The sequence below is a fragment of the Haloterrigena turkmenica DSM 5511 genome (genome assembly GCF_000025325.1).
In the GTDB taxonomy this organism is placed as follows: domain Archaea; phylum Halobacteriota; class Halobacteria; order Halobacteriales; family Natrialbaceae; genus Haloterrigena; species Haloterrigena turkmenica.
Genome location: NC_013746.1, coordinates 87,924 through 108,362, shown reverse-complemented (window position 1 = coordinate 108,362; position 20,439 = coordinate 87,924). Strand labels below are relative to the sequence as shown.

19 protein-coding genes and 6 pseudogenes are annotated in these 20,439 nt (G+C 52.9%); 11 read left to right on the top strand and 14 right to left on the bottom strand.

Annotated features, from left to right (window positions below; all coding sequences use genetic code 11):
• Window positions 1-45 precede the first annotated feature (45 nt).
• The 3 genes from HTUR_RS23725 to HTUR_RS23715 form a co-directional block, all read right to left on the bottom strand.
• Window positions 46-834, bottom strand: a complete 789-nt coding sequence (locus HTUR_RS23725) for a TrmB family transcriptional regulator (RefSeq protein WP_012945904.1) — start codon at window positions 832-834, stop codon at window positions 46-48.
• Between the two features lie 217 nt (window positions 835-1,051).
• Entirely contained in the window at window positions 1,052-1,285 is a 234-nt protein-coding gene (locus tag HTUR_RS28750) for a homing endonuclease associated repeat-containing protein (RefSeq protein WP_226377592.1), read from the bottom strand.
• 156 nt (window positions 1,286-1,441) lie between these two features.
• The gene (locus HTUR_RS23715) at window positions 1,442-1,642 is read right to left on the bottom strand and encodes a hypothetical protein (protein ID WP_012945902.1); all 201 of its coding nucleotides are present in this window, start codon (window positions 1,640-1,642) and stop codon (window positions 1,442-1,444) included.
• A gap of 220 nt (window positions 1,643-1,862) precedes the next feature.
• Between HTUR_RS23715 and HTUR_RS23710 the strand changes: the two genes are divergently transcribed.
• On the top strand, window positions 1,863-2,699 hold the full coding sequence (locus HTUR_RS23710) for a DUF7504 family protein (RefSeq protein ID WP_012945901.1): 837 nt from the start codon (window positions 1,863-1,865) through the stop codon (window positions 2,697-2,699).
• A 44-nt stretch (window positions 2,700-2,743) separates the two neighbouring features.
• Here the strand turns inward: HTUR_RS23710 and HTUR_RS23705 are convergent, their stop codons facing one another.
• The 4 genes from HTUR_RS23705 to HTUR_RS23690 form a co-directional block, all read right to left on the bottom strand.
• Window positions 2,744-3,013 (bottom strand): hypothetical protein, encoded by a 270-nt coding sequence (locus tag HTUR_RS23705; RefSeq protein ID WP_012945900.1) that lies wholly within the window; start codon window positions 3,011-3,013, stop codon window positions 2,744-2,746.
• 95 nt (window positions 3,014-3,108) lie between these two features.
• On the bottom strand, window positions 3,109-3,459 hold the full coding sequence (locus HTUR_RS23700) for a winged helix-turn-helix domain-containing protein (protein ID WP_012945899.1): 351 nt from the start codon (window positions 3,457-3,459) through the stop codon (window positions 3,109-3,111).
• A gap of 379 nt (window positions 3,460-3,838) precedes the next feature.
• Window positions 3,839-4,192, bottom strand: a complete 354-nt coding sequence (locus HTUR_RS23695; RefSeq protein ID WP_012945898.1) for a DUF7344 domain-containing protein — start codon at window positions 4,190-4,192, stop codon at window positions 3,839-3,841.
• 350 nt (window positions 4,193-4,542) lie between these two features.
• Window positions 4,543-4,776 (bottom strand): hypothetical protein, encoded by a 234-nt coding sequence (locus tag HTUR_RS23690; protein WP_012945897.1) that lies wholly within the window; start codon window positions 4,774-4,776, stop codon window positions 4,543-4,545.
• Window positions 4,777-4,837: 61 nt separating this feature from the next.
• Between HTUR_RS23690 and HTUR_RS26400 the strand changes: the two genes are divergently transcribed.
• A complete protein-coding gene (locus HTUR_RS26400; RefSeq protein WP_081443552.1) occupies window positions 4,838-5,026 on the top strand; it encodes a hypothetical protein in 189 nt (62 codons plus the stop codon).
• A 740-nt stretch (window positions 5,027-5,766) separates the two neighbouring features.
• Window positions 5,767-5,967 (top strand): hypothetical protein, encoded by a 201-nt coding sequence (locus HTUR_RS28335; protein WP_081443543.1) that lies wholly within the window; start codon window positions 5,767-5,769, stop codon window positions 5,965-5,967.
• Between the two features lie 447 nt (window positions 5,968-6,414).
• Here the strand turns inward: HTUR_RS28335 and HTUR_RS28330 are convergent.
• The 3 genes and pseudogenes from HTUR_RS28330 to HTUR_RS23670 form a co-directional block, all read right to left on the bottom strand.
• Window positions 6,415-6,683 (bottom strand): annotated as a pseudogene (locus tag HTUR_RS28330) (site-specific integrase); the annotation flags it as partial.
• Window positions 6,684-8,464: 1,781 nt separating this feature from the next.
• Entirely contained in the window at window positions 8,465-8,758 is a 294-nt protein-coding gene (locus HTUR_RS23675) for a PadR family transcriptional regulator (protein ID WP_012945895.1), read from the bottom strand.
• A 729-nt stretch (window positions 8,759-9,487) separates the two neighbouring features.
• Window positions 9,488-10,846, bottom strand: a complete 1,359-nt coding sequence (locus HTUR_RS23670; protein ID WP_012945893.1) for a Cdc6/Cdc18 family protein — start codon at window positions 10,844-10,846, stop codon at window positions 9,488-9,490.
• A gap of 1,135 nt (window positions 10,847-11,981) precedes the next feature.
• Here HTUR_RS23670 and HTUR_RS26385 point away from each other — a divergent pair.
• The 5 genes from HTUR_RS26385 to HTUR_RS23650 all read left to right on the top strand — a co-directional run bounded on the left by HTUR_RS26385 (window position 11,982) and on the right by HTUR_RS23650 (window position 15,629).
• The gene (locus HTUR_RS26385) at window positions 11,982-12,167 is read left to right on the top strand and encodes a TRAM domain-containing protein (RefSeq protein ID WP_226377574.1); all 186 of its coding nucleotides are present in this window, start codon (window positions 11,982-11,984) and stop codon (window positions 12,165-12,167) included.
• A 220-nt stretch (window positions 12,168-12,387) separates the two neighbouring features.
• A complete protein-coding gene (locus HTUR_RS23665; RefSeq protein WP_012945892.1) occupies window positions 12,388-13,218 on the top strand; it encodes a type IV toxin-antitoxin system AbiEi family antitoxin domain-containing protein in 831 nt (276 codons plus the stop codon).
• A 5-nt stretch (window positions 13,219-13,223) separates the two neighbouring features.
• On the top strand, window positions 13,224-14,027 hold the full coding sequence (locus HTUR_RS23660) for a nucleotidyl transferase AbiEii/AbiGii toxin family protein (protein ID WP_012945891.1): 804 nt from the start codon (window positions 13,224-13,226) through the stop codon (window positions 14,025-14,027).
• 251 nt (window positions 14,028-14,278) lie between these two features.
• Window positions 14,279-15,217, top strand: coding sequence for a ParA family protein (locus HTUR_RS23655; protein WP_081443550.1), 939 nt, complete (start codon window positions 14,279-14,281; stop codon window positions 15,215-15,217).
• Entirely contained in the window at window positions 15,210-15,629 is a 420-nt protein-coding gene (locus HTUR_RS23650) for a hypothetical protein (protein ID WP_012945889.1), read from the top strand. The genes HTUR_RS23655 and HTUR_RS23650 overlap by 8 nt, the downstream gene beginning before the upstream one ends.
• Before the next feature lie 473 nt (window positions 15,630-16,102).
• On the opposite strand, the pseudogene HTUR_RS23645 reads toward HTUR_RS23650, so the two are convergent.
• Window positions 16,103-16,706 (bottom strand): annotated as a pseudogene (locus HTUR_RS23645) (class I SAM-dependent methyltransferase).
• A gap of 181 nt (window positions 16,707-16,887) precedes the next feature.
• On the opposite strand from HTUR_RS23645, the pseudogene HTUR_RS28325 reads away from it, so the two are divergent.
• Window positions 16,888-17,235: pseudogene (locus HTUR_RS28325) on the top strand (FAD-dependent oxidoreductase); the annotation flags it as partial.
• 16 nt (window positions 17,236-17,251) lie between these two features.
• Here the strand turns inward: HTUR_RS28325 and HTUR_RS23640 are convergent.
• On the bottom strand, window positions 17,252-17,998 hold the full coding sequence (locus HTUR_RS23640; protein ID WP_012945888.1) for a DUF2270 domain-containing protein: 747 nt from the start codon (window positions 17,996-17,998) through the stop codon (window positions 17,252-17,254).
• A gap of 91 nt (window positions 17,999-18,089) precedes the next feature.
• Window positions 18,090-18,332, bottom strand: a pseudogene (locus HTUR_RS23635) (DUF302 domain-containing protein); the annotation flags it as partial.
• 11 nt (window positions 18,333-18,343) lie between these two features.
• Between HTUR_RS23635 and HTUR_RS28320 the strand changes: the two are divergent.
• Window positions 18,344-18,466 (top strand): annotated as a pseudogene (locus HTUR_RS28320) (IS5/IS1182 family transposase); the annotation flags it as partial.
• 111 nt (window positions 18,467-18,577) lie between these two features.
• On the opposite strand, the gene HTUR_RS23630 reads toward HTUR_RS28320, so the two are convergent.
• Window positions 18,578-19,018 carry a hypothetical protein gene (locus HTUR_RS23630; RefSeq protein ID WP_012945887.1) on the bottom strand — a complete coding sequence of 147 codons (441 nt, stop codon included), beginning with the start codon at window positions 19,016-19,018 and terminating at the stop codon, window positions 18,578-18,580.
• 328 nt (window positions 19,019-19,346) lie between these two features.
• On the opposite strand from HTUR_RS23630, the pseudogene HTUR_RS26375 reads away from it, so the two are divergent.
• Window positions 19,347-20,024: pseudogene (locus HTUR_RS26375) on the top strand (IS6 family transposase).
• Window positions 20,025-20,439: the final 415 nt, after the last annotated feature.

Genomic DNA, 20,439 nt, shown 5'->3' with positions numbered 1-20,439 from the left:
GTACAGGTGGAGGCGTTACCGTTGCAGTCGGGTTGCAAGGGACGCTCAGTCAGAACTCTCACTCTCATCTACCCGGTCTTCTAGTAACTCCGGCATCCACGCGGCAAAACCGTGGTCGCGTCCATGGCTCCACATGGCAGTCTCGTCGTTAACCCCTGGCAGTCTATTCTCTTCAACTCCGCTCATCAGGATTGATTGATGGTCTGCCATCACCAACTGTCCTGGCCATTTGTTCACGACCTTTCTTGATTCTTGTAAGCTCTCTTGGACAACGATGTGGGCGTCTGGAACAGCCTGTTGAAATCGGTCTTGTACTAGGTCTGATGGTGCTTCCACAAGGATTGTGACTCCGCGTTCGCTGGCTGCCGCCAACTGATCAAGAGCAGACTGTTCAAGCATTTCCTCATCGGCAATGATGAAATGGATGTGATCATTTGCATTGTCAATGAGATCTATGACTCTGTCGGCTACATGTCCGGCATCCGCAATTGCCCAGACACCCTTCTTTTCCTGTGACTTGGCCGACTCAACCTGGTCTAACGCCTCATCGGCAGCATCAATACTAGCGTTGTAGTCCTGACGTAATTTCTCAAATGCTTGTTCTTTTGCGATTGCGCGAAACTCTCGGGGCTCAGACTGCTGTATATCTACCAATCCCCTTCTATGGAGTCGGTCAACTGTGTCGTAAACCCGCGATCGAGGGACATCGGCAACTTGGCTGATGTCTTTCGCGGTCCCCTGTGAGATACGGGTGAGTGCGACAAAACACCGTGCTTCGTATTCGGTTAGTCCCAACTCCTCTAGAGCATTGGCAGCGGCAACCTCGCTTGACATGGAGTGGTTAAGTAATACTCATATAAAGGCTATTGGGAGTCTTCATTTACTCCCACCCTATCGAGACTCCATTAAAGAGATATCCACCTCATCTTCCTGTATATCTGGATTGCATAGCACCCTGATTATCTGGGTCAAGCAATGTTAGGCCGTTCAGTATACACTCATAGTTACCGAACTACTCATTTCAGTCTCGGATGCACTGGTAATGGGATAACTACAGTGAGTGCTCTTCCGGATCGACCAGTTCCTCGTACTCCCGCAGGTACCGCGCCTTCTCCTGAGCGTCGACGAACACTGGGTCGAAGCCAGCAACCTCGAGGGCCCGTGGATACGAACCAAACCGGTCCTGATAGACACCGATCGAGATCTCGCCGTGCTCTTCGAAGTCAGTGCTGGTAGGGACGCGCTCGAGGTGATCGTGAAGATGGTGGAGCTCGGCGAGTACGATGAGATTGTCGTACTTGAAATTGCGGCGCTCGCCGGTCAGCGGGTCGATATACCGGCCGACTCGAGCGTTTGCTCTATCTGGCAGGGGCCGATGAACTGAAGATAGGTGTCGACGTCTTCGAACGGATCATCAGGAGGTGTTGGCCGCTCGGAGGGGTCACTCATCGGTGCCGCCTTGATCGTCTTCGTCTCCGCCGTCTGCCGCTCTCGAGGCCCGACCCGCGGGCGTGTCCGGCCAGCGTGGATCAGTGTACTCGCCGGCGTGCTCGGTATTAATGTGTGCCGTCAGCTCCGAGATCTCGTCGGTCGTGAAGTTGCAGCCGTCCGGCGCCGGACACGTGTGGACTGGATCACTCATTGTTATCTCAGCCAATGGATCGAATCAGCTTCAACTCTTACTCGAGAGGCTCTGTTGAACTAGAAGCTCCAGAATCCGTTCAGATACCTCTACTGGCCGAGTGGTCTGGTTGGCAGTTATCGAGTACATTGTCCAATATTAGAATTATTGGCAGGTGCTAACAGATGTTGTTGATTCACTGGCAAGTACTCTTATAATCTTGATCGGTGAATCGGAAGATATGGACTATGAGACGCCATATTATCTCACGTTTGATGATGAGGGTTTGCCAAGCGTCCAGGTGATACAGGCAATCGCATCTATTGTCGGAGCGGGACATGGAGAACTCTCACCGCTGCAGTCCGTGATCGACCCGGACGCATTGAATCAGATGGCCCATACCGAGGGAGAGTGGTCTCTTTCGTTCGAATATGAGGGATTCCATGTGAGTGTCCATAGCGACGGACAGATTTTACTCAGAGATCCAGAGTCAGTCCATACGAGACTGGGAAATGTATCAAATGTGCTACTATTAGCACCAGAGGGGGATGACAACGAGTTGTGTACTGATCTTCAGTTCACCCATCCACCAGATCGGGAAAACATCCTCACCGTGACCGTCGATCAAGCTGCAGATGAGACAGTAAACGAGTGGCATGCGGAGGGACTCGAAATGCGGGCTCAACGGAAGATCGTCAGCCTTGGTGACTTTGCCCGATCGGCAGGCACACAATCGGTCACGCTTCCTGGGCCAATTGAAGCGGACCTAATCGCTGATGACCAAGACCTTGATACACTCCATGAGCGAATTGCATCATCTCTTTCGGCGTGGCAGTCCAATCCGCATCTGACGACGCTTTGCTTCAGGTCAATTGATGAACTCCTTACCAAAACGGATCTAGATTCCACGTTTAGCTTTCTCTATTCACTCACGAAGTTGGTCCATGATTCAGAGACGGTCGCTCACTACCATCTTGATCCATTAGCCTGTGATGACGATGTCATAAACATTCTCACACCGCTTTTTGATGCGATCGTTTCCGAGGATGGTGACCGTACTGTATCGACCGGCGCTTAGCAATAGGTGAGATTCTTCATTCAGATAGCAGGGAAGCGTAGCGTTCAGTTGTGGTGACCGCACCCGCAGCTCTCGCCGTGATCATGCGTCGGCGGGTGCGGATTCTCGAGTTCCATGTCCTCGTGGTGGACATGCCAACCCTCGTCGTCGTTGTAATGAAGGGCTGTCTCGGTCCCATCTTTCTGCAGGAATAAGAACGTCGCGAGGCCGCCCCGATCGTCGCGGAGAACGGCATCGAACGTATCCTGCTGTTGGAGCTGTCGGAACTCGCCATCAGTCAATCCTCGATCGGGGAGGATATCCTCGAATCCCATAGTGGAGTCTGTCGACGCAGATGAAATATACTTTACCCAATAACTAGCTGAAGTCGGTGACTCGAGACCTAAATTCAGTGATGTCGAGCAGCCACTCAGGTGTCTTCGGTCTCGTCCCCACCGCGAGCGAAACTCGTTTGAGGATTGTCGTCATTGTCGCCGGTGACGGTGTCGGGCCCCTCAATGAGTTCCTCGAAGTTGTCTACCTGGTCGTACTGATCCTGGTAGAGGAGGGCTGCCTTCCCCTCGGACGTGATTTCATACAATCCGGATCGCTCGGCCGGACCGATCTTCTGAACGAGGCCGTAGTCTTCAAGCACCGGCAATCGTGTGTTGATGTTCTTGCGACTCTTCCCCGTATGAGCGGCTAAATTCGTCGCAACGTTTCGACCTTTGTCTTCGAGTTCCTCAAGGATAAGAAAGTCAGTTGGTTGACGAAGCCTCATATGTGGATGCTTTCATAATAAGAATACACTTTTAGTAAAACCTACGATTCCGACCAACCAGTCTGCTTCGAACTTCGATTCATTCAAACAACACGCTTGCTGATCACTACGCATACACATTTACCGAATTGCGTAGACTCGAGGACTACGACCCGATCAAGGCTCGTGGAGCGACCAACTCGAAAACGTCGTTGATCCAGAATTAGAAGCGCCTACCGAGCCCAACCTGCGAGAGGCTGCAAAACTGGAGTGCTGGAGATCGCAGTGTGATTTCTTTATTCACTCAGGGAACAACGACTACTCCGTGTCGGGGCGAACGAGAACTCGAAGCATGTCACGAATGGGAAAGCCAGTACGTAAGTCTCGAGTAATATATCGACTAAGCCGTATATTCGGTGAGTTGTAAGTATGGGGTGATAAGACTGCGATCGACGTCTAATTCCAACAGCTCGGTCTCAGCATCATAATCAACAAGACCGGCACCACACAGGTGTGGAAGGTGGCAGTGATGAAGATCGACACTGATCCGTTCGTATCGTTCGCGCGTCGGTTCCCCCTCTTTGAGTGCGATGTATTCCGCAAGATCACCGAGGTAGATTGCTGCTGGCTTCTGAGCAAGATAGATGAGCGCGTGTTGGCGGCGTTCTGCTGAAAGGATACCGAACAGTTCCGTTGGCGTCAGGTCTTCGTGGTCAAGCTCTGCTTTCTGAGGGTTCTGGGTATCGGGTTTCATATCTCCTCTGTACTTTACCTACGCTCTGTTACCAACGTGATCTCGTAGAGCGACTTCAGCAGAGTACAAATATAGGTGCGAGTTCGCCCCATATAGCTTTTGTTGTCTACAAATACAGCTAGAAAATAAACGATCTGGAGTTGCTACTGGTTAGTCCTCGAGGAAGTCGGGTTCGTATGGCAGCTCATCATCGGTTTCGTGGCGTTCAATCGTGAACCGCCACTCTGGAGCAGCGGTGACTGGGTACGAAATTTCCCAGATATCCTCAATTGCGGCACCATCACCAAAGGCAGATACGCGGAGTTGAGACAGCGCTCGAGGAACTTGAATGGAAAGAGTAGCTGGCCAGTTCAGCTTTCGGCGACGATCGGCGTCCCATCCTTATCGAGCTCACCAGCGTCCTCTTTAGCGGCGAGGATCTGCATCAGTTCGTGGTCGAACTTTCTGAGGGCCTTCGTAGCCTCGTTATCCGTGTTGATCTGATACATCGTGCTGTTGCCGACCGTTCGCGACTTTTCGACAATCCCGTAGGCGAGCAACGGGTCAAGATGCGAGTAGACCGTTTTGCGTTCGAGGCCAGCCATCCGTGCGATATCCGGTTGTCTCAGTCCTAAATAGTCAGATATGGTCGGAGCCCAATACCAGATGCCGGAAGATGAGGAGGAGAGAGACCTACTTGCTACCTGCGACCGATGTGGAACAGCATATACTGCAGCAATAACCGATGATGGAGAAATCCTCCCACTTGGTGCTCGAAACGGCTGTCGATGTGGTGGGACATCGTTTTCTCGAGTTGATGAGGAGGATTTCGACGAATCGATTAACGGCGACTGATCAGTACCGCTCGAGGAGTGATCGTTAGCAGCCATGAGCCTCCTCCATGTGTTGTTCGTGGTCTTCGTGCGTTTCGCTCTCGTGACCACAGAGAACACAATCAGTCGGGTAACGTAGCAGAGCACTCACTGCGTGGGTGATAAGTTGTCAAGATGGGCGTTCGATATATTGATACGAATAGTGCTTGCCAGAGAAGCAATTTTAGAGGCATTATCACTGTTTGTGCCCACGCTTACAATCCAGGAGCAACTGTGTATCCCGACTAAGCAATGGCTCTTCTGCCGACATTGTGGTAGAGGAGTCATTCACCAGTTCGACGGCCATGAGACCGACTCAGATACCTCTATCCCTGCGACGCTGATTTGGTGCTGTGATCTATGTAGAACACCAGATCACGGCCGTAACCCAGAACAGGAGATTCGACAAACGGCGCGCGATAGCACTGCACCTGATGAGTTTATACCCCCCCTGAAAGAGTGCGGGGGCTCAATGAAGCCCACCGCAGAAATCCATGTGGACGATCAACGTAGCAACCGCGTCACTAGACACTGAGACGGCGTGGTTTCTGAACCGAGGTATCGCCAGATGACCGAGCGCAATGCGTGCCGGATGCCGAGTTGCTTGGCACTCATTCGCAATCAGGCAGGATACACTGGCCGGTTCTGCTCGGACAGTTGTGAGGTCCGATACGAACACCTACAGGCGGACGCTCGAGACGTGGCTCAGGAGGCTGTGCTCTGATGCTCGAGCAGATGGGCCACCGTGGCAAGCGGTTCACGATTGCTGACGACGATGTCGTCGACGACGGGAGAAGCGACCGCTGTTGTCGGGCAGTTACCCTCGAACGGCAGGCCCAACGAGAGCGCCGCGAACTCGAGCGTGCGAAAGCAGTCGCTGGTCCAGCTGGTGCGAATCCCGATGTTGAGGTACTGGACCGATGACGACAGACGAGCCCGGTCCATAGGACGTCCCTGAACTCAACCGATATCTCGGTGCGACGATCCGGTCCCGACTCGGACTACGGTGATCAGGGGTATCACCAGAACGCGGCGCCGTGGATAACGAGCAGATTCCCGTCAACGAACTGCATGAGACACTCCTTGAGACGGTTCTATTGAAATTCTATTCTTCAAATATATTTTAGCGTGAAGCACACGCTCACTACACATGCGCAACGAACTTTTTCCGCCTCGGGATTCCGCGCTTCGCGCGGAACCGCTCGGCGCAAAAAGTTCGATGAAAAAGGCCGCTCGCTCCCTTTCGGTCGCTCGCGGGTGCTGCGCTTGTGCTCCGACCGCAGCGGTAACGCCTCAGCCTGTACTTACCGTTTATCGGGTAGTCACAGAGAGGGTACAGGACCTTTTCTCTGTCACCCTGTTGATCGAATGTTACGCTAGGCCAGCGTCCTCGAAAGCCTCATTGACTACGTCGGCAGTGGGTGCGTTCAGATAGGATTCGATCGCTTGGAATGAGTCCCAGCCACCGACCGCCATGACAACTCCAGGGTTTCCCTGCTTATCAACGAGAAGCCGCTGTGCATACCGACGTCGGAGATCGTGAGAACTTGTGTGCTGATGTCGCCGTCACCCGTCTCGGCGGCTGTACGCTCTGCTGTATGCTTTATCACTGCTCGCACACCCCGCTCAGTGAGATCGACGAACTTCCACTACTTCTGCCTTATCTCAGTACAAGGAGAGTATGGGGGTAACCCACTATCTCCCCCAACAGAGAGATCACAATGGTGGATCCGTCAACCCCCATCGTAGACGTGCGGGTCGTGTTAGCGGGAGGAGACGTATCTACGGCCGTCATTTAGATACGCGAGGGTAGGATCCAAGCGGGTAGTTCGGGTTCCTCGAGTGGTACACGAAAACGCCGGGGGATGGCCGGCGTCGGAGCCCCCTTCCGACTGGTCAATGGGTGAATCAGGTAGGGGTCGATCGAGGATCAGGCATCGGGGGAATGGTTGATGGTGAAACGTTCCTCGATCACTGGCGGGCATTTCTCAGTTCGGACGGAACTGTGGAACGGCTCTGTTCCGTTCTCCCGCCAGCTGGTGATTCCAACCAGTGGCAATTAAGAGTGTTGGTTCGTTGATCAAATTGTCGATGAGCACTGGCCGATTCGGCGAAGCCATCCTCGCCACCAGTCAATCGATGCCGGATCGCCGACGAATAGTCAGCTGACACCCCTCCTTTCCGCTGTAATGCTTTCGGCAGAAAGCGAGTCGAAAGTCCTGCTCTCGGTACTCGAGGGGAGGGCCTAAGTGGGGAGAACGGGTGCTTGCTTTATCTGTTAGGCGAGTGTAGCTCTCCCCGGTCGGGGGGAGTGACCGTACTCGCGAGACATGACACTATCCGCCAGCTACCCATTTCTCCCCGGCCTCAGAACACGCGTGATTACACTGACAAGTGTGAGGTGCTCTGCGCACTATGCGATCACCCTGATCCCTATGGCCTTGCAGAGTATATGTTGGAAATCAATTAAAAATATTTATTTCCTGAACTTCGGCACTGTCTAGATAAGAGAAATCGAAAGACATGGCGACGATGGGGTTACAAGACTGACTGTGAAACTACCGGCTAGAACCCGACACACAGAAACGCTGTTCTAGGGGGCGAAAATTCGCTGCTTCAGCATACTTCTCTCGAGGAGCGACTCTCAGACATCTCATCACCAGCAGCGCCACAGCTGCTGAAACACAGTCCTACATCAGAACCGCGTAACTAGACGGTGCCCTAGCGAGTATTCTCTCGAGAATCAGAGAGGCTTCAGAGTTACTGTCGGAGTGATCGAGTTGAAAGGGTATTGCGGGTCTGCCAATACCCTTCGAGAGTGTCCCAACAGCAGATTAGACCCACCTTCGGAATTATGGGACCGCACCGAAGGCAGGTCAATTGAAGGTTTGCTAGCCTATTACATAGTGGTTGCCCCACCCTTTGCATGGACGCTTTGAGGGGGTGACGTCTGCGAAGAGATCAAATCGTTCTTCTGGGTTCTCGAGTTGGAGAGTTGTTCCAATCCCAGCTACCAACGTCCTCGAGTAGGCGGATTGATGGGACAACTGTATAGTAGTTCAGAGTGGTTTTATATACCCAAATATGGTGGTATCTCTCACACTCGCGGCACACTGCTAAGAATGAGTTCCTGCGGTGCAACGCGCCACCCCCAGTGTTGCACCTTGACCTGCGGCGCGCCGCGAGTATTCTCACACTCTCCATTCTAAAAACCCAATACTGTTCACACTTTGTAAACACCAGTAAGAAGCCCAAATGAGCTACAGAGTGTTCCCAGCGAAGAATTTGGTCCAGTCGTTCTTTAACTAGTTCTCGCCACAAGCCAAAGCTATGTCGGGAAGCCGTTCTCCCAAATATCCTCACTACGCGTGTTGAGTTCAGGATCGTCGCTGCAGGAGGACATCGAACGCGTCAGAACGTCTTATTCTGACTCTGATAGCAGATCGCTAACGTACTGGTCTTCCCAGTCACGACGCGCTTCGATCTCGCGACGACCACGATCAGTAATCGTATAGAAATTCGTCCGGCGATCAGCTTCCCCTTTTTTGACAAGACCTTTATCGACGATCGTATCCAGATTTGGGTAGAGTCGGCCGTGATGGATCTCTTTCTCGTAGTAATCTTCGAGCTCCTCCTTGATCGCGAGGCCGTGCGGTTCGTCTTGGCCGGCGATCGCATACAGCAGGTCGCGCTGGAAGGCTGTTAAATCGTACATATCGAAACAGTGTTCTATCAGAGTATAAAAGTACGGAAACAAGATAGCTCGTCGCTCGTGTGGTAGACTTACGGAGAGAAAAGCCTGTCAGTCTTCGTCGTCGCTGTCCTTACTCTTGCGGCCGAGTAATCGGGACAAGAGCTCCGACCCCTTGCCGCTTTTTTGGCCCTTTTTCCGGGCTTTTTCTCGACTTTCAGCGCTCATTGTAGTTCGGTAGTGTGGGCACTGTCTAGTTAAGCGCTTCTGATGTAGAACGGTGTTTCAGCGTCTGTCACAGCAGTACCGTATGATCTGTGATGATCACTTCTTCTGAGACGTTTGCTGAAGCAGTCGAATGTTCGCCGCTCGTGGAGCAGGATCTCGTTATCTCAGATCACAGACGGTGGTTTCACAATCGATCCTGTTACTTCGTCATCGTCCTGTCTTGCGGTTTTCCTTATCTAGACAGTGCCGTAGTGTGTTGTGAGTTAAATAGCTATAGATAGGGACGCTACAATAAAGGAAATCAACGACAACCGCTACTACTACTGGCAGTGGCGGGAAGGTGAGAAGGTGTGCTCGCAGTACAAAGGACCGGTCAGTCCAAACGATTAGCTAACTTGGATCTCTCGAGAACAACCCCCCTGATTCGGAATGAGCTTGTTCACTTCTCAGAAGATTAGACACCCCTGATTCGGAATGAGCTTCAGTAGAAGGGTTCTAGGTAGAGCGAACCCTCATGATGCATGATCAAATCTTGTAGGTTCCATTGTGAAGTTCTGAAAGCCGTTCATCGCTCTCGACAACTGCCTTCATCACTACATCTTTGTCCTTGATAAGCTGGTGTTCCAGATAGACACCCTGTTTATGTCCGCCACCGACTTGGTGAGACTCAGAAATCCCCATTAGTGCGAGCGTGCTGAGAATCTGACTCACTCGATCATACGAGAGAGGATCAGCACCGACATCACCACAGGTCGTCTCGTATTGATTGTAGATATCAGAGGTGCGGAAGCGGCGATTATTCGAGCCAGTCAAGCGACCAAGAGTGTAGAGAACGAGTTTAGATTGCGGTGAGGTGCTCTCGATCGTCTCCTTGACTCGATTAACCGCTGCACGCTTGACTGCTTTATCGACGTGTTCTGTACTAACGACCTCTGCATCGGTGTCGTCAGCGATATCACCAGCAATCCGTAGGACATCGACTGCCTTCCTTGCGTCACCGTGTTCATCCGCCGACCGGTCGGCAGTCTCGGTTATGACGCCGTCTTGAACGACGCCATCTTGGAACGCGTCTCGTCGATACTCCAAGATCTGCTCGATCTGATCGCTTTGATATGGTTCAAAGACGAAGTCCGTCGTCCGCATCGAACTCTGAACGCGTGCGTTGAGTTTTTGTCCAAAATCGATGTCGTTGCTGATAGCAATGATTCCGATATAGGCATCGGTGTGACCGGCTTCTCGAGCTCGCGAGAGCTCATGGAGGAGGCCCTCAGCGTTATCAACCATGTCGATCTCATCAAGGATAACAATGATTCCATCGTAGTACTCGTCGATGATGTCGTAGGCATAATCGTAGTACTCGGCGGAGCCTAATCCGATTCGAGGGATTTCTAGATCAGAATCAGATTTGTCGCTTAGGGCACGAGCGATTGTTCGAGCGACTCGTGTTTCGGTATTATTCTTCTTGCACTCAACGTAGACGCTAGCAGCGGGAACGTTACGGGCCGTGGCAGTATCAACAAGGCGGTCGGACACGTGACGGCTGACAAGTGATTTTCCAGTTCCAGTTTCGCCATAAATGACGACATGGTTTGGTTGTGATTCATGAATGAGGTGTCGGATTTCTCCAGCAACCGATTTGATTTCCGTGTCACGACCGACAATTCGATCGGGGCCAGGAACTGTTCCAATTGAGAGTAAATCTCGATCTGCCCAGATATGAGTTGAAGAACCATCTTCATCGCCTTCCCGAACGAATAACGGGTCATTTGCCGGGTCGTTCGAGTCTTGTCGTTGGATTTCCTCCGAGGTCGACGAAAAATCATCCAGCTGTTGGTCCGTGGTCGATGCGTCACCTCCCCTATCTGGTTCTTCGCTGTTTGTCATAGATTTATCCTGGGAAGGCTACTACTTAGTCGTTACCCCCCTAGTTCGGAATGAGATTTGGCTTCATTAGACGTTATATAGCGTGAAATTGGATGATATCGGAACCCTACACGATGAGACCCGATTCAGAATGAGCTATCGATCCAGTACACGTCTTACGGTGGCCCCACCCCCTTGGTTCGGAATGAGATCCATCATAAGACTATAATATTTCCAATGCCATTGACCGAGATTCGGGAGTGCTACAGACCCCCCTGATTCGGAGTGAGCTGTTTGCCGAATTAATTGACGATATTGATTCTAGCCCAATTAGGATAAAGGCAGACAGGAGCTACAGGGACACACCCCCCTCGTTCGGAATGAGATCCCGTATGGTCGACTGTATGGACGCAATCTTTCAGTAAGGCATCTAGAGCTGGTAATCTACCCAAAATCGAAAGGCTGCGTATACCTCCAAGTATCTCTCATCTAGTTACTGCCCTAGATTTATTACCTAGCTGCGCAAATAGTTCATTAAGTTAAATACGCCTTAGTTAGGGGTATTCGTGAATACGCCTAACACAGGAAGTCCAGCTATTCTATCTGCTGAATAGATCGCTCCGAGACCGTCCACATACCGTATTCATCTCTGCAACCTCTTGATCGGGTGGAAACACAACTCTAAATCTGGTGGTATAGAGGGCACTATCTCATTCCGAACGAGGGGGGTGTGTGGTCTCACTCCTATCTACCTATGTAGTTAGAACGACGTGATCTTAGACGCTCGTGTATCTGCCAGTGTTCGTCGAATATCTAATTGATCTCATCCCAGGGGCGAGATGATATTCTCGACCGCTCGGATAGTTCCGTCTCATAGTACGATAGATCATACTGTTCCGTATCCTCGTGAGCAAGGGTAACACGCTCTCGCACCGGTTTTTCGTCGATGATATGTACTTGACATCCTGTTCGGGATGGACAGCGGGGCCCTGGTCGCGAGCACGTTCAAGCGCAGCCGCTCTGCGTGTACTGCATGTACATCTTGACTGGCTTCGAAACGCGGTTCCGCTCAATGAGTCGGTAGAATTGACGTTGCCAACGTGAAGCTCTGAAATCGCCATTCCAAGCGACTGAGAACTATGTTCGGAGAATTCGTTTGACCGAGGATCTTGAGATAGTTGCGCTGGGCGTCTTCGAAATTACAAAAGCTGAACGCGGCTATATCGTAATCATTCCAGGTGCGCATCCCGGTAATGAGCCTAGAGTCGAAATTGAACAGGTCACACAGAATGTTGCATTTGCCAGCGTTCTCGATAACGACTCAATCAATCACTCTAACTAGTGGATGATCCAGTAAATCCATACCCAGTTAGGGAACTGATCGATGGGGGCAACTCTTGGCAGCGGAGTGCTCCCCTCGTATCTACCGTGAGAATCGCTACGTAACCGGGTCGGAACTTACTGGATGGTCCACTAGGCTCATGCTCCGGTGTCCGTCCGACAAGGTGGAGGCGCAACGTTGAAGCCTGCCGGACTTCATATTCTATGTACGAAACGCAGGTATGAGTTCTACACAAGAGACCCAAACTATACGGAGGGGGCTTTCGACTCGTGAGAGCCGACTCCTTTCGCATCTCGCCGCTGAGGGCCATCAAATCATCTCGATCGACGACATCGAAGCGACGCTCGAGATCGCGCCTAACACCGCCCGAGGGATCGCCTCCCGACTTACCGAGAAAGGGTGGCTGGATCGGCTTCTCCCCGGCCGATATCTCATCATTCCGCTCGCTGCTGGCGAGGACGCTGTGTATACGACTCACGAGTATCTCATCGCCGCACACGTTGCCGAGCCGATGTACATCGGCTACTATAGCGCCCTCAGCCATCACGGGCTAACTGAGCAGGTCCCGCGAACGGTGTACGTCGTCACCCCAACGCGAGCCCAGAGTCGCGAGATTCACGGCGTCCCCTATCGCGTCGCGACCATTACGGAACGGAAGTTCTTCGGCTACGAGCCGACGTCCATTGAGGGAACCACTGTGAACGTCGCCAACTTGGAGAAGACGCTCGTCGACTGTGCCGATCATCCTGAGTACTGCGGTGGCATCCGAGAACTCGCAAAGGCGATGGTCGCAGCGGACGACCAGGATTGTTCGTGGGCGACGGTCGGTGAGTATCTCCAGCGGCTCGACAACGGCGCGGCGACCAAGCGACTCGTCTACCTTGCCGACGAGCTAGGTATCGACCTCCCGACGCGTGAGACGCTCGTCGAGTCATTCACGAGTGGATACTCGCTGCTCGACCCAACGTGGAGCAAGCAAGGGACCTATGACAGCGAGTACCGCCTTCGAATCAATGTCGACCCGGGCACGCTCGGTCCAACGAAGTCCTGATTCTAATGATCAGTCAAAACCGACTCCGTGTCCTTGCCCGTGAGCTAGGTGTCCGCCAGGGCTATGCTGAGAAGAACTACGTCAACTCCTGGATTCTCTGGGGTATCTTCACGAGTGGCTTTGGCGAGAACCTCATGTTCAAAGGTGGAACGGCGCTGAGCAAACTCTACTTCCCTCAGTCGTGGCGGTTCTCAGAGGATCTCGATTTCGGCGTCGAAGGCCAGTATAAAGGATCAGAAGACGGCCTCCGCGACGTCCTCGACACGGTAACCGACCGCTCCGGGATTGAGTTCACTATCAGCGAGCACCACGAGTCCCGCCAGCAACACTATCCGACACACTACGTTGACATGAGCATCCAGTATCGGGCAGTGCTTGACCATCCGAATACGACTAGCCTTGACGTGATGGTCGACGAGTATGTCGCGTTCGACCCAGTTCACTATACGCACTCCTACGAGGATATCCCGGAGTTCGAATTGCAGGCGTATAGTGTCGAAGAGATCTTCGCGGAGAAACTTCGGGCGATCTTCCAACGGGGTGCTGCCAGAGACTACTACGACCTCTACCAGCTCTTAGAGACCGAGTCTGTTGAGATTGACTTCGGCGTTGTCCTTCCTGCCTTCGAAGCAAAGTGCAACCACGACGACCTTGACATCGATCTTACAATGGGTCTACCGGTGGATCAGCGCGAGGACCTTCAGCGCCAGTGGGAAACCTCACTCCCTGACCTGACCGGCGATCCACCTCTGTTCGATACTGTCTGGAAGAGACTGGACGAGGCAATCATTAACAAAGGGACGGAGTAGGTACGAACCCTCTCGTCTGAGGCATGTAATGGGTCCCCTCTATTAGGGGTATTCTGAAATTGGATACTATTTCAAGATAGTATTCTATTTATGAATTTTACACTATTTATACTATTCTATAAACTCGGACTCTTTTTCTGTTTATGCTATTCTTGCTATTCGAAGTATTCATGCTATCCATACTATTTCTTATATCCAGACTATTCACTTCCCTTAGTTATAAGTGGGGCAGGGAACTATTCCAGAATAGCATGGCGGGAACGAATAGTAGGAATAGCGTAGATAGTACGAATAGCCCGAATAGTCCATACGAATCCGTGGATACAGCGGGGAATTCTCGAGCTGTTTCAGTCTGTATGCTGAAGGGTGGCGTTGGCAAGTCAACCATCGCAGTGAATCTCGCGCGTCAGCTAGCTACCCACGACCATGATGTTCTCCTTATTGACCTCGATCCGAATGGACACGCATCAGTCGGTCTCGGGTTCGATGACCACTACCACAATACAGACGAGGGGATCGGTGAGGTCTTCTTCGACGAGGCAGACCCAACCTCAGTTGTCTACAATACTGGATATGAATTCGACATCCTTCCCTCGAGCGAGGATCTCGAGCAGGTTGAGCGAGAAATCGTCGTCGGTGACGTCTTCCAGCCGTCTGCTCTATTGAAGCGCAAAGTCGTTGAGCCGCTGCTTGGCAACGAATACGACTTCATCGTCACGGACTCGCCCGCATATCGCTCCCGACTGACCGACAACGCACTCGTCGCGACGTCTAATCTTGTGCTTCCACTAGCGCCCGGGAACGAGGCGATGTCCGGACTAGAACGCACTATTGAGCGCCAGATTGCTCCGCTGCGAAAACACATGGATGTCGACGTTCTCGCGCTTGTTCCGAATATGCTGAACGCGCGTATCGACCACCAGACGCAGGATCGTCAGCTCCTCGAACGACTGAACTCCCACAACAGTTTGCAGGATCGAATTCCGAACTTCGCTCGAATCACGGACTGGGAGGCTGTTAGTGCTGGGGATCTTAGTCCGACACCAGGTATCCGCGACCGAACGAGTATCACGAAGGCGTACGGTGAACGCAAACCGCTGTTGGACTACGACCCCAACTGTGATCAACTGAAGAATTTCGACGAACTCGCGCACATTGTTGAGGCCGGTGAGGTGGTTCGCGATGACTGATGACGGTGACCCATTTGCAGATCTGAGTGAGACATTAGATGACGATTCTGACGAGCAGGACGATACGAAGAGTGACCAGGCACCGACCGAGCCACCTACCTCAGACCCAACAACCGAACACGTCGACGAATCAGATGAGGGGGATATCGAGGAACTGGACCCGATGACAGACACTGCCTTTTCATACGAGGCAGCCAATCAACGGCCATTTTACGCACGCGAAGAAACTATTGAAGACTTTGACTCCTGGCTGAACTACGAATTAGAGCGCGAACTCAATACGCGTGGATATCAGAACATCGTTGTCCGTGAAATGACTGACGCCTTGCTGCGCACGGTTGTAGAGGAAGACTTAGTGGATGAGGTCGCTGAACGGTTCGAACAAGAACGAAAAAATGCGATTTCAAAATAGCCTGAATAGCATTCTATTTCTCTTTTAGAGAGGGCGACGGAGGGATGCCCATCTCTTCAGGAAGGTGGATTACTGAAATAGGAAGAATAACATTCTATTCAGGAATCATCCCCAGATTACCGAATTTTGAATATAGAGTCCACGCTCCCCAACGAACGGTATTCGCGGATCCGACCGAAGAGGGGGCCTCTCCGGTATAGATCGGTAAAACAACTCGAAGATACACAACCTTGGTGGATGGAAATGATACATACCTTCGACTCAATTAGAACGCGGATGAACTAGTCTCGGTCTGTTCATTATAGTTTTGTACTTGTGCGGCGAACCAGCGTTCGTACTGGAACGGACATGCGAGAGAAAGGAATTGAGCAACGTTTCTCTCTCGACGGCGAGATACCGTCAGCGAGGGCGGATGTACCTGGACAGGTGTTTTATAGCCAATCTCTCCTCGGTTGTGGACATCTCAGTGTCTGCTATTTCTGCGGAATTTCCAGTCGTTCGGCAACAAGGACACCCACCTGGTCGTGTACGCGTTCGACCTCCGTCACCACGAATCCAGCGTCGGTGAGTTCGTTCACGAGTATGCCGACGATTGCTGCGTCAACCCCGTGGCCAAATAACGGCTGCTCGGGGTCGGGAGAGCCGAAAAACATCGCGTCGCCGAGGACGAACCGGCGCGGGCCGAGCCCGGCGATGACGTCGATGGCTTCGCGTTTCTCCTCGTCAGGAAGGTGGTGCATGGCGAAGTTCGAGACGACAATATCCCCTCACCATCGTACTGCGGGTCTCGGAACTCACCGTCGCCGAACTCCACGTTATCGATGCCGCCGCCGTCGTCCTTCGCGCGGGCCTTCTCCAGCATCCCCTCGCTGATGTCACGCCTGACGACGTGCTCAGCGTTCTCGGCGAGCGTGAGTGCAATCAGGCCTGTGCTTGTACGAGGTCGAGTACCACGTCGTCGGGACGCGGGTCGGCGTGGTCAATGACGAGCGAGACGCACGCGTTATACTCGTCGTTGTGTTGCCTGTCGTCGTAGTCTGTAGCTATCTGCGAGAAGCGATTGGCGGCGTTCCTCATGCTTCTTCTTCAGATCTACCACATTCAACCCTTGGGGCGGTAAACGGTTCGCATATGCGCTCGGAATTTCGGTCTACGAGCCGATCCCGCGCTACGTCGACGTTCTCCGGCGTGTAGCACGGGAAGTCGTCGTACTCGGCTTTCCGATCGACACACCGATCGCAGACTCGGCGCTGCCCATCGCGACGCTCGAGCCGATACCGTCCTCGTTGCGGCAGGAACGCGGCCGTCGATTCCGCCGATCAACGGGACCGAGGATGTCGACTCCATCACCAGTTGGGAGGCACTCCAGTTAGAGGTGCCGCCCGATCATCTCGTCATCGTCGGCAGCGGCTACATCGCGGCCGAACTCGCGTACTTCTTCGCGACGTGTCGATCGTCGGCTGTCGCCCACAGCTCCTCCTGACGGCTGACGGGAACATCTCGGCCGCGTTCACCGAGCGCTACACCGAACGGTTCGACGTCTACACGGGAGGCCGTCGCGGCCTCGCAAGTGGACGACGAGGTGACCGTCGAAGCTCGAGCGTACAGTTCCGTACGGTTGATCATCGATTACGCGATTCATCTTTCGCATCTGAATCTTTCCAGTCACCCTCCGTTTCTGTTTCTTTGCGGAATTCACCCTTCGCCTGACGTTCTCGCGGCCACAGCGCGGTCACAAGCAGCGCAGCGTAGAAAACGCCGATGACCACGATCACGATCGATCCAGGGATTCGAGCGATCGCAGCGGTTTCGATCCAGTCTTCGCGTGCCGCAAATGCGGTCACTCTGAAGAGCCACGCAACGAGGAGGACACCGAGTAGCGCGAGATACACGCGCCGGAGGCGATTCACGAGGGCTTCCTGCATCGATACTTTCACTGTCGGCTCGCGGTAGTCCTGACTCAGTTCCGCTCGCCAGTTGAGGTGCTCGACGCCCCGCGACGGGTCAAGGGCGGTCGCGAGTAGATTCTCCTGAAGAATCCGAACGCGCGCCCGGAAGACGTCGTAGTCCCGGTACCGCCGTGCCTCGATACCGAGGAAAACCGTGACGACTACGATGCCGATCAACAGGATATAGTGGGGATTGTCGGGACTCGAGAACGCCCACGTCAGGATCGCCGCCATCACGGTCACGGCCCACGTCGTCGTCTGGTCGAGGCGCTGTCGCCACGTATCCACCCGGCCGAGTTCGCCGCGGTACGCGTGGGCCATCACCGAGCCAAGACCCGTGCTTTCGTCGACCATTTCGCGGCCGATTTCACGCTGGTCGGGTGCCGTCGGGTCGAACTCGTCGTCATTCGAATCTGTCATACACGACGGACACCACCCCGCTCCATAAGTGAATGCAGCGTCAGCATGAAATGTGCGGCGGGAGCGACCGAACGGCCGCACCGGACCCGGGTCATAATGACTCGAGAACCCGTTCGAAGCGCTCGTACACGCTGTTGCCGATCCGGTCAAGCTTGTCGTCGTCAGCGACACCAATCAGACGCTGCGGGTCGACCGCAGTGATGACCATGCCCTTGTCACCGTTGTATACGACGATGTTACACGGGAGCAATGTCCCGAGTTCGAGATCGTTCTCGAGTCTCTGATGGGCCAACTGCGGATTGCACGCACCTAGGATACTGTACTGTCGGAAATCAGCCAATGAACCTGAAAATCCAGCAGTTGAAGACGATCCTGTTGGTCGATACGGCGACCAACGCCATTCTCGATATTCACGTGACGACAACACGAAAACACGATACGCAGATTGCACCGCAGGTAGTTCAGCAGTTGTGCTGAATATAGGGCGCGTCTCTCGCAGGAAACAGCTATCAGATCAGGAGTTCCCAGTTCGTCTCATCTTGACGTTCTTAGTGGAACTAGTTGAGATAGAAGAGGGATTCATCGAATTGTAGTGTTAATTCGACCTGCGAGTTTCGAGCCATGGTTCCCCGGGCAAATGACTGCCCCGATCTCTATCAGCCTGAGCTTGTGAGCGAGCAGATAGACTACGAGCGCGCCGACGATGGTCGCGGGTGTTGTGACGAGATGCCAGATGATCATAGAATCGATTGCATAGCCCATCGACTCCAGTGTCTCACGCAAGGCTCGCAGGATCGCAAATACTGTCGGGTGAGTAACATAGATTCCCACCGCGTAGGTTCCCCACGCGGGGAGCGGCGTGTTGGCGAACAGCTTCGGCTGTGAGAGGAGAAACAGAAATAGCGCGGCACTCAGCAGCACAGTTGAAATCCCGTAACTGGGGGCGTAGACGTACGAACCGAACGCCTCGCTGCGAAGGTGATAGCCGAGGACGTAGACAACGATCAGAGCAAGAAACAAATTAGCGAGAATGAAACTATCTAGTTTAGCACCTCCGCTAGCGACTACCCGTCAAGTAATTAGTGCGGTTGTTGTGTGTTATAATAGTGTATGAACTATTCAAGCCACACCCTGACACTCGCCGACTGCGATCCACAAGTCATGGAAGCGGCCAACGCGCATTTTGAAGGTGTGAAACTACTTTTCGACCTGCTCTGCCTCGAGTATTTAAATTTGAGTTTAGTGTATTAGATCTGAATGATAGGAACACAGACTGACAGCACTTCCCCATCGGCACCGTCTAGTTAGCGCGGTTTGAGAAGTGAGCAGGTTGTAGAGTTGGTTTGGAATGATGCTCGCAGACCTGCTCAGCGAGTGCTACGCGGCGGAATTTGATGAATCTTGGGAGCGTGAGCGGACGGCGAACACCCTGACGGGTGTCGCCGTCCGTCTCCACGCGACCGGTTGTTCTCTCCGTGAGACACAAGCAATTCTTCGCTTAATCAGCGTAGAACGTTCTCATCAAGCAATCTGGCACTGGGTACATCGGCTGACTGACAGCGTGCCAGACCCGCCGACGGCGCAGCCGTCGCGGGTCGCCATTGATGAAACCGCTGTCAAGATCAACGGCAACTGGTCTTGGTCATACGCTGCAATAGACCTAGACTCACGATTAATCCTTGATGTCGCAGTGTTTGGACGACGAGGCACTGATCCAGCCGCTGCGTTCCTGCATCGATTGACCGAAAAACACGATCTCTCCGAGACGGTGTTTCTCGTCGTTGGCTACGGCTATCTGACTACCCTCTCTCGATTAGGGTTAAGCGGTCAGCTCGACTACGCCGAGTGAAACCTGATCGAAAAGTGGTTTCAGACTTTCAAGATGCGGGTTGACCGTTTCCATAATTCGTGGGTGGGCAGTCGGGGGAGCGCCAGAGAATGGCTTGAACAATTTGTACACTACTATAATACACAACGACCGCACCAATCACTCAACGGACAGACTCCAGCCGAGGTGCTAAACTAGACAGTGCCAACGTACCAAATATACGAGTTAGTCGATACATCATTCGAGACTCACGTCCCGGTTTTCCTACTTACGTTGTGCTTTGAGTTCTCGTTCGCCACGACGCATAACGGAGTCGCCGTTGTTCCCTGTGATTGAATAAAAATCACACTACGACCACCTGACACTCCAGTTCTGCAGCATTTCGCAGGTTGAATTCGTCAGGCGCTTCTAATCCTAGATTGACTGCATCATACGTTTTCGAACTGGTCACTCCACGAGCCCTGATCGGTCGTAGTCATCGAGTCTCTACAATTCGGTAAGTATGTATGCGAACTGATCAGCAAGACACTATCTCTCTTCCCTATGAACAATGGTTAACTCACATCCTCACACAAGAGTAGCTATGACGAAGGAAGGTGAGAGAGAGCGGGCA

Bases quoted from the DNA above. Each gene is read 5' to 3' on its own strand.
- HTUR_RS23650 (WP_012945889.1), top strand. From the start codon at position 15,210: ATGACTGATGACGGTGACCCATTTGCAGATCTGAGTGAGACATTAGAT.
- HTUR_RS23655 (WP_081443550.1), top strand. From the start codon at position 14,279: ATGGCGGGAACGAATAGTAGGAATAGCGTAGATAGTACGAATAGCCCG.
- HTUR_RS23695 (WP_012945898.1), bottom strand. From the start codon at position 4,192: ATGAAACCCGATACCCAGAACCCTCAGAAAGCAGAGCTTGACCACGAA.
- HTUR_RS28335 (WP_081443543.1), top strand. From the start codon at position 5,767: ATGCTCGAGCAGATGGGCCACCGTGGCAAGCGGTTCACGATTGCTGAC.
- HTUR_RS23725 (WP_012945904.1), bottom strand. From the start codon at position 834: ATGTCAAGCGAGGTTGCCGCTGCCAATGCTCTAGAGGAGTTGGGACTA.
- HTUR_RS23665 (WP_012945892.1), top strand. From the start codon at position 12,388: ATGAGTTCTACACAAGAGACCCAAACTATACGGAGGGGGCTTTCGACT.
- HTUR_RS23710 (WP_012945901.1), top strand. From the start codon at position 1,863: ATGGACTATGAGACGCCATATTATCTCACGTTTGATGATGAGGGTTTG.
- HTUR_RS26400 (WP_081443552.1), top strand. From the start codon at position 4,838: ATGCCGGAAGATGAGGAGGAGAGAGACCTACTTGCTACCTGCGACCGA.
- HTUR_RS23705 (WP_012945900.1), bottom strand. From the start codon at position 3,013: ATGGGATTCGAGGATATCCTCCCCGATCGAGGATTGACTGATGGCGAG.
- HTUR_RS23660 (WP_012945891.1), top strand. From the start codon at position 13,224: ATGATCAGTCAAAACCGACTCCGTGTCCTTGCCCGTGAGCTAGGTGTC.
- HTUR_RS23690 (WP_012945897.1), bottom strand. From the start codon at position 4,776: ATGGCTGGCCTCGAACGCAAAACGGTCTACTCGCATCTTGACCCGTTG.
- HTUR_RS23675 (WP_012945895.1), bottom strand. From the start codon at position 8,758: ATGTACGATTTAACAGCCTTCCAGCGCGACCTGCTGTATGCGATCGCC.
- HTUR_RS23700 (WP_012945899.1), bottom strand. From the start codon at position 3,459: ATGAGGCTTCGTCAACCAACTGACTTTCTTATCCTTGAGGAACTCGAA.
- HTUR_RS23670 (WP_012945893.1), bottom strand. From the start codon at position 10,846: ATGACAAACAGCGAAGAACCAGATAGGGGAGGTGACGCATCGACCACG.
- HTUR_RS23715 (WP_012945902.1), bottom strand. From the start codon at position 1,642: ATGAGTGATCCAGTCCACACGTGTCCGGCGCCGGACGGCTGCAACTTC.
- HTUR_RS23640 (WP_012945888.1), bottom strand. From the start codon at position 17,998: ATGACAGATTCGAATGACGACGAGTTCGACCCGACGGCACCCGACCAG.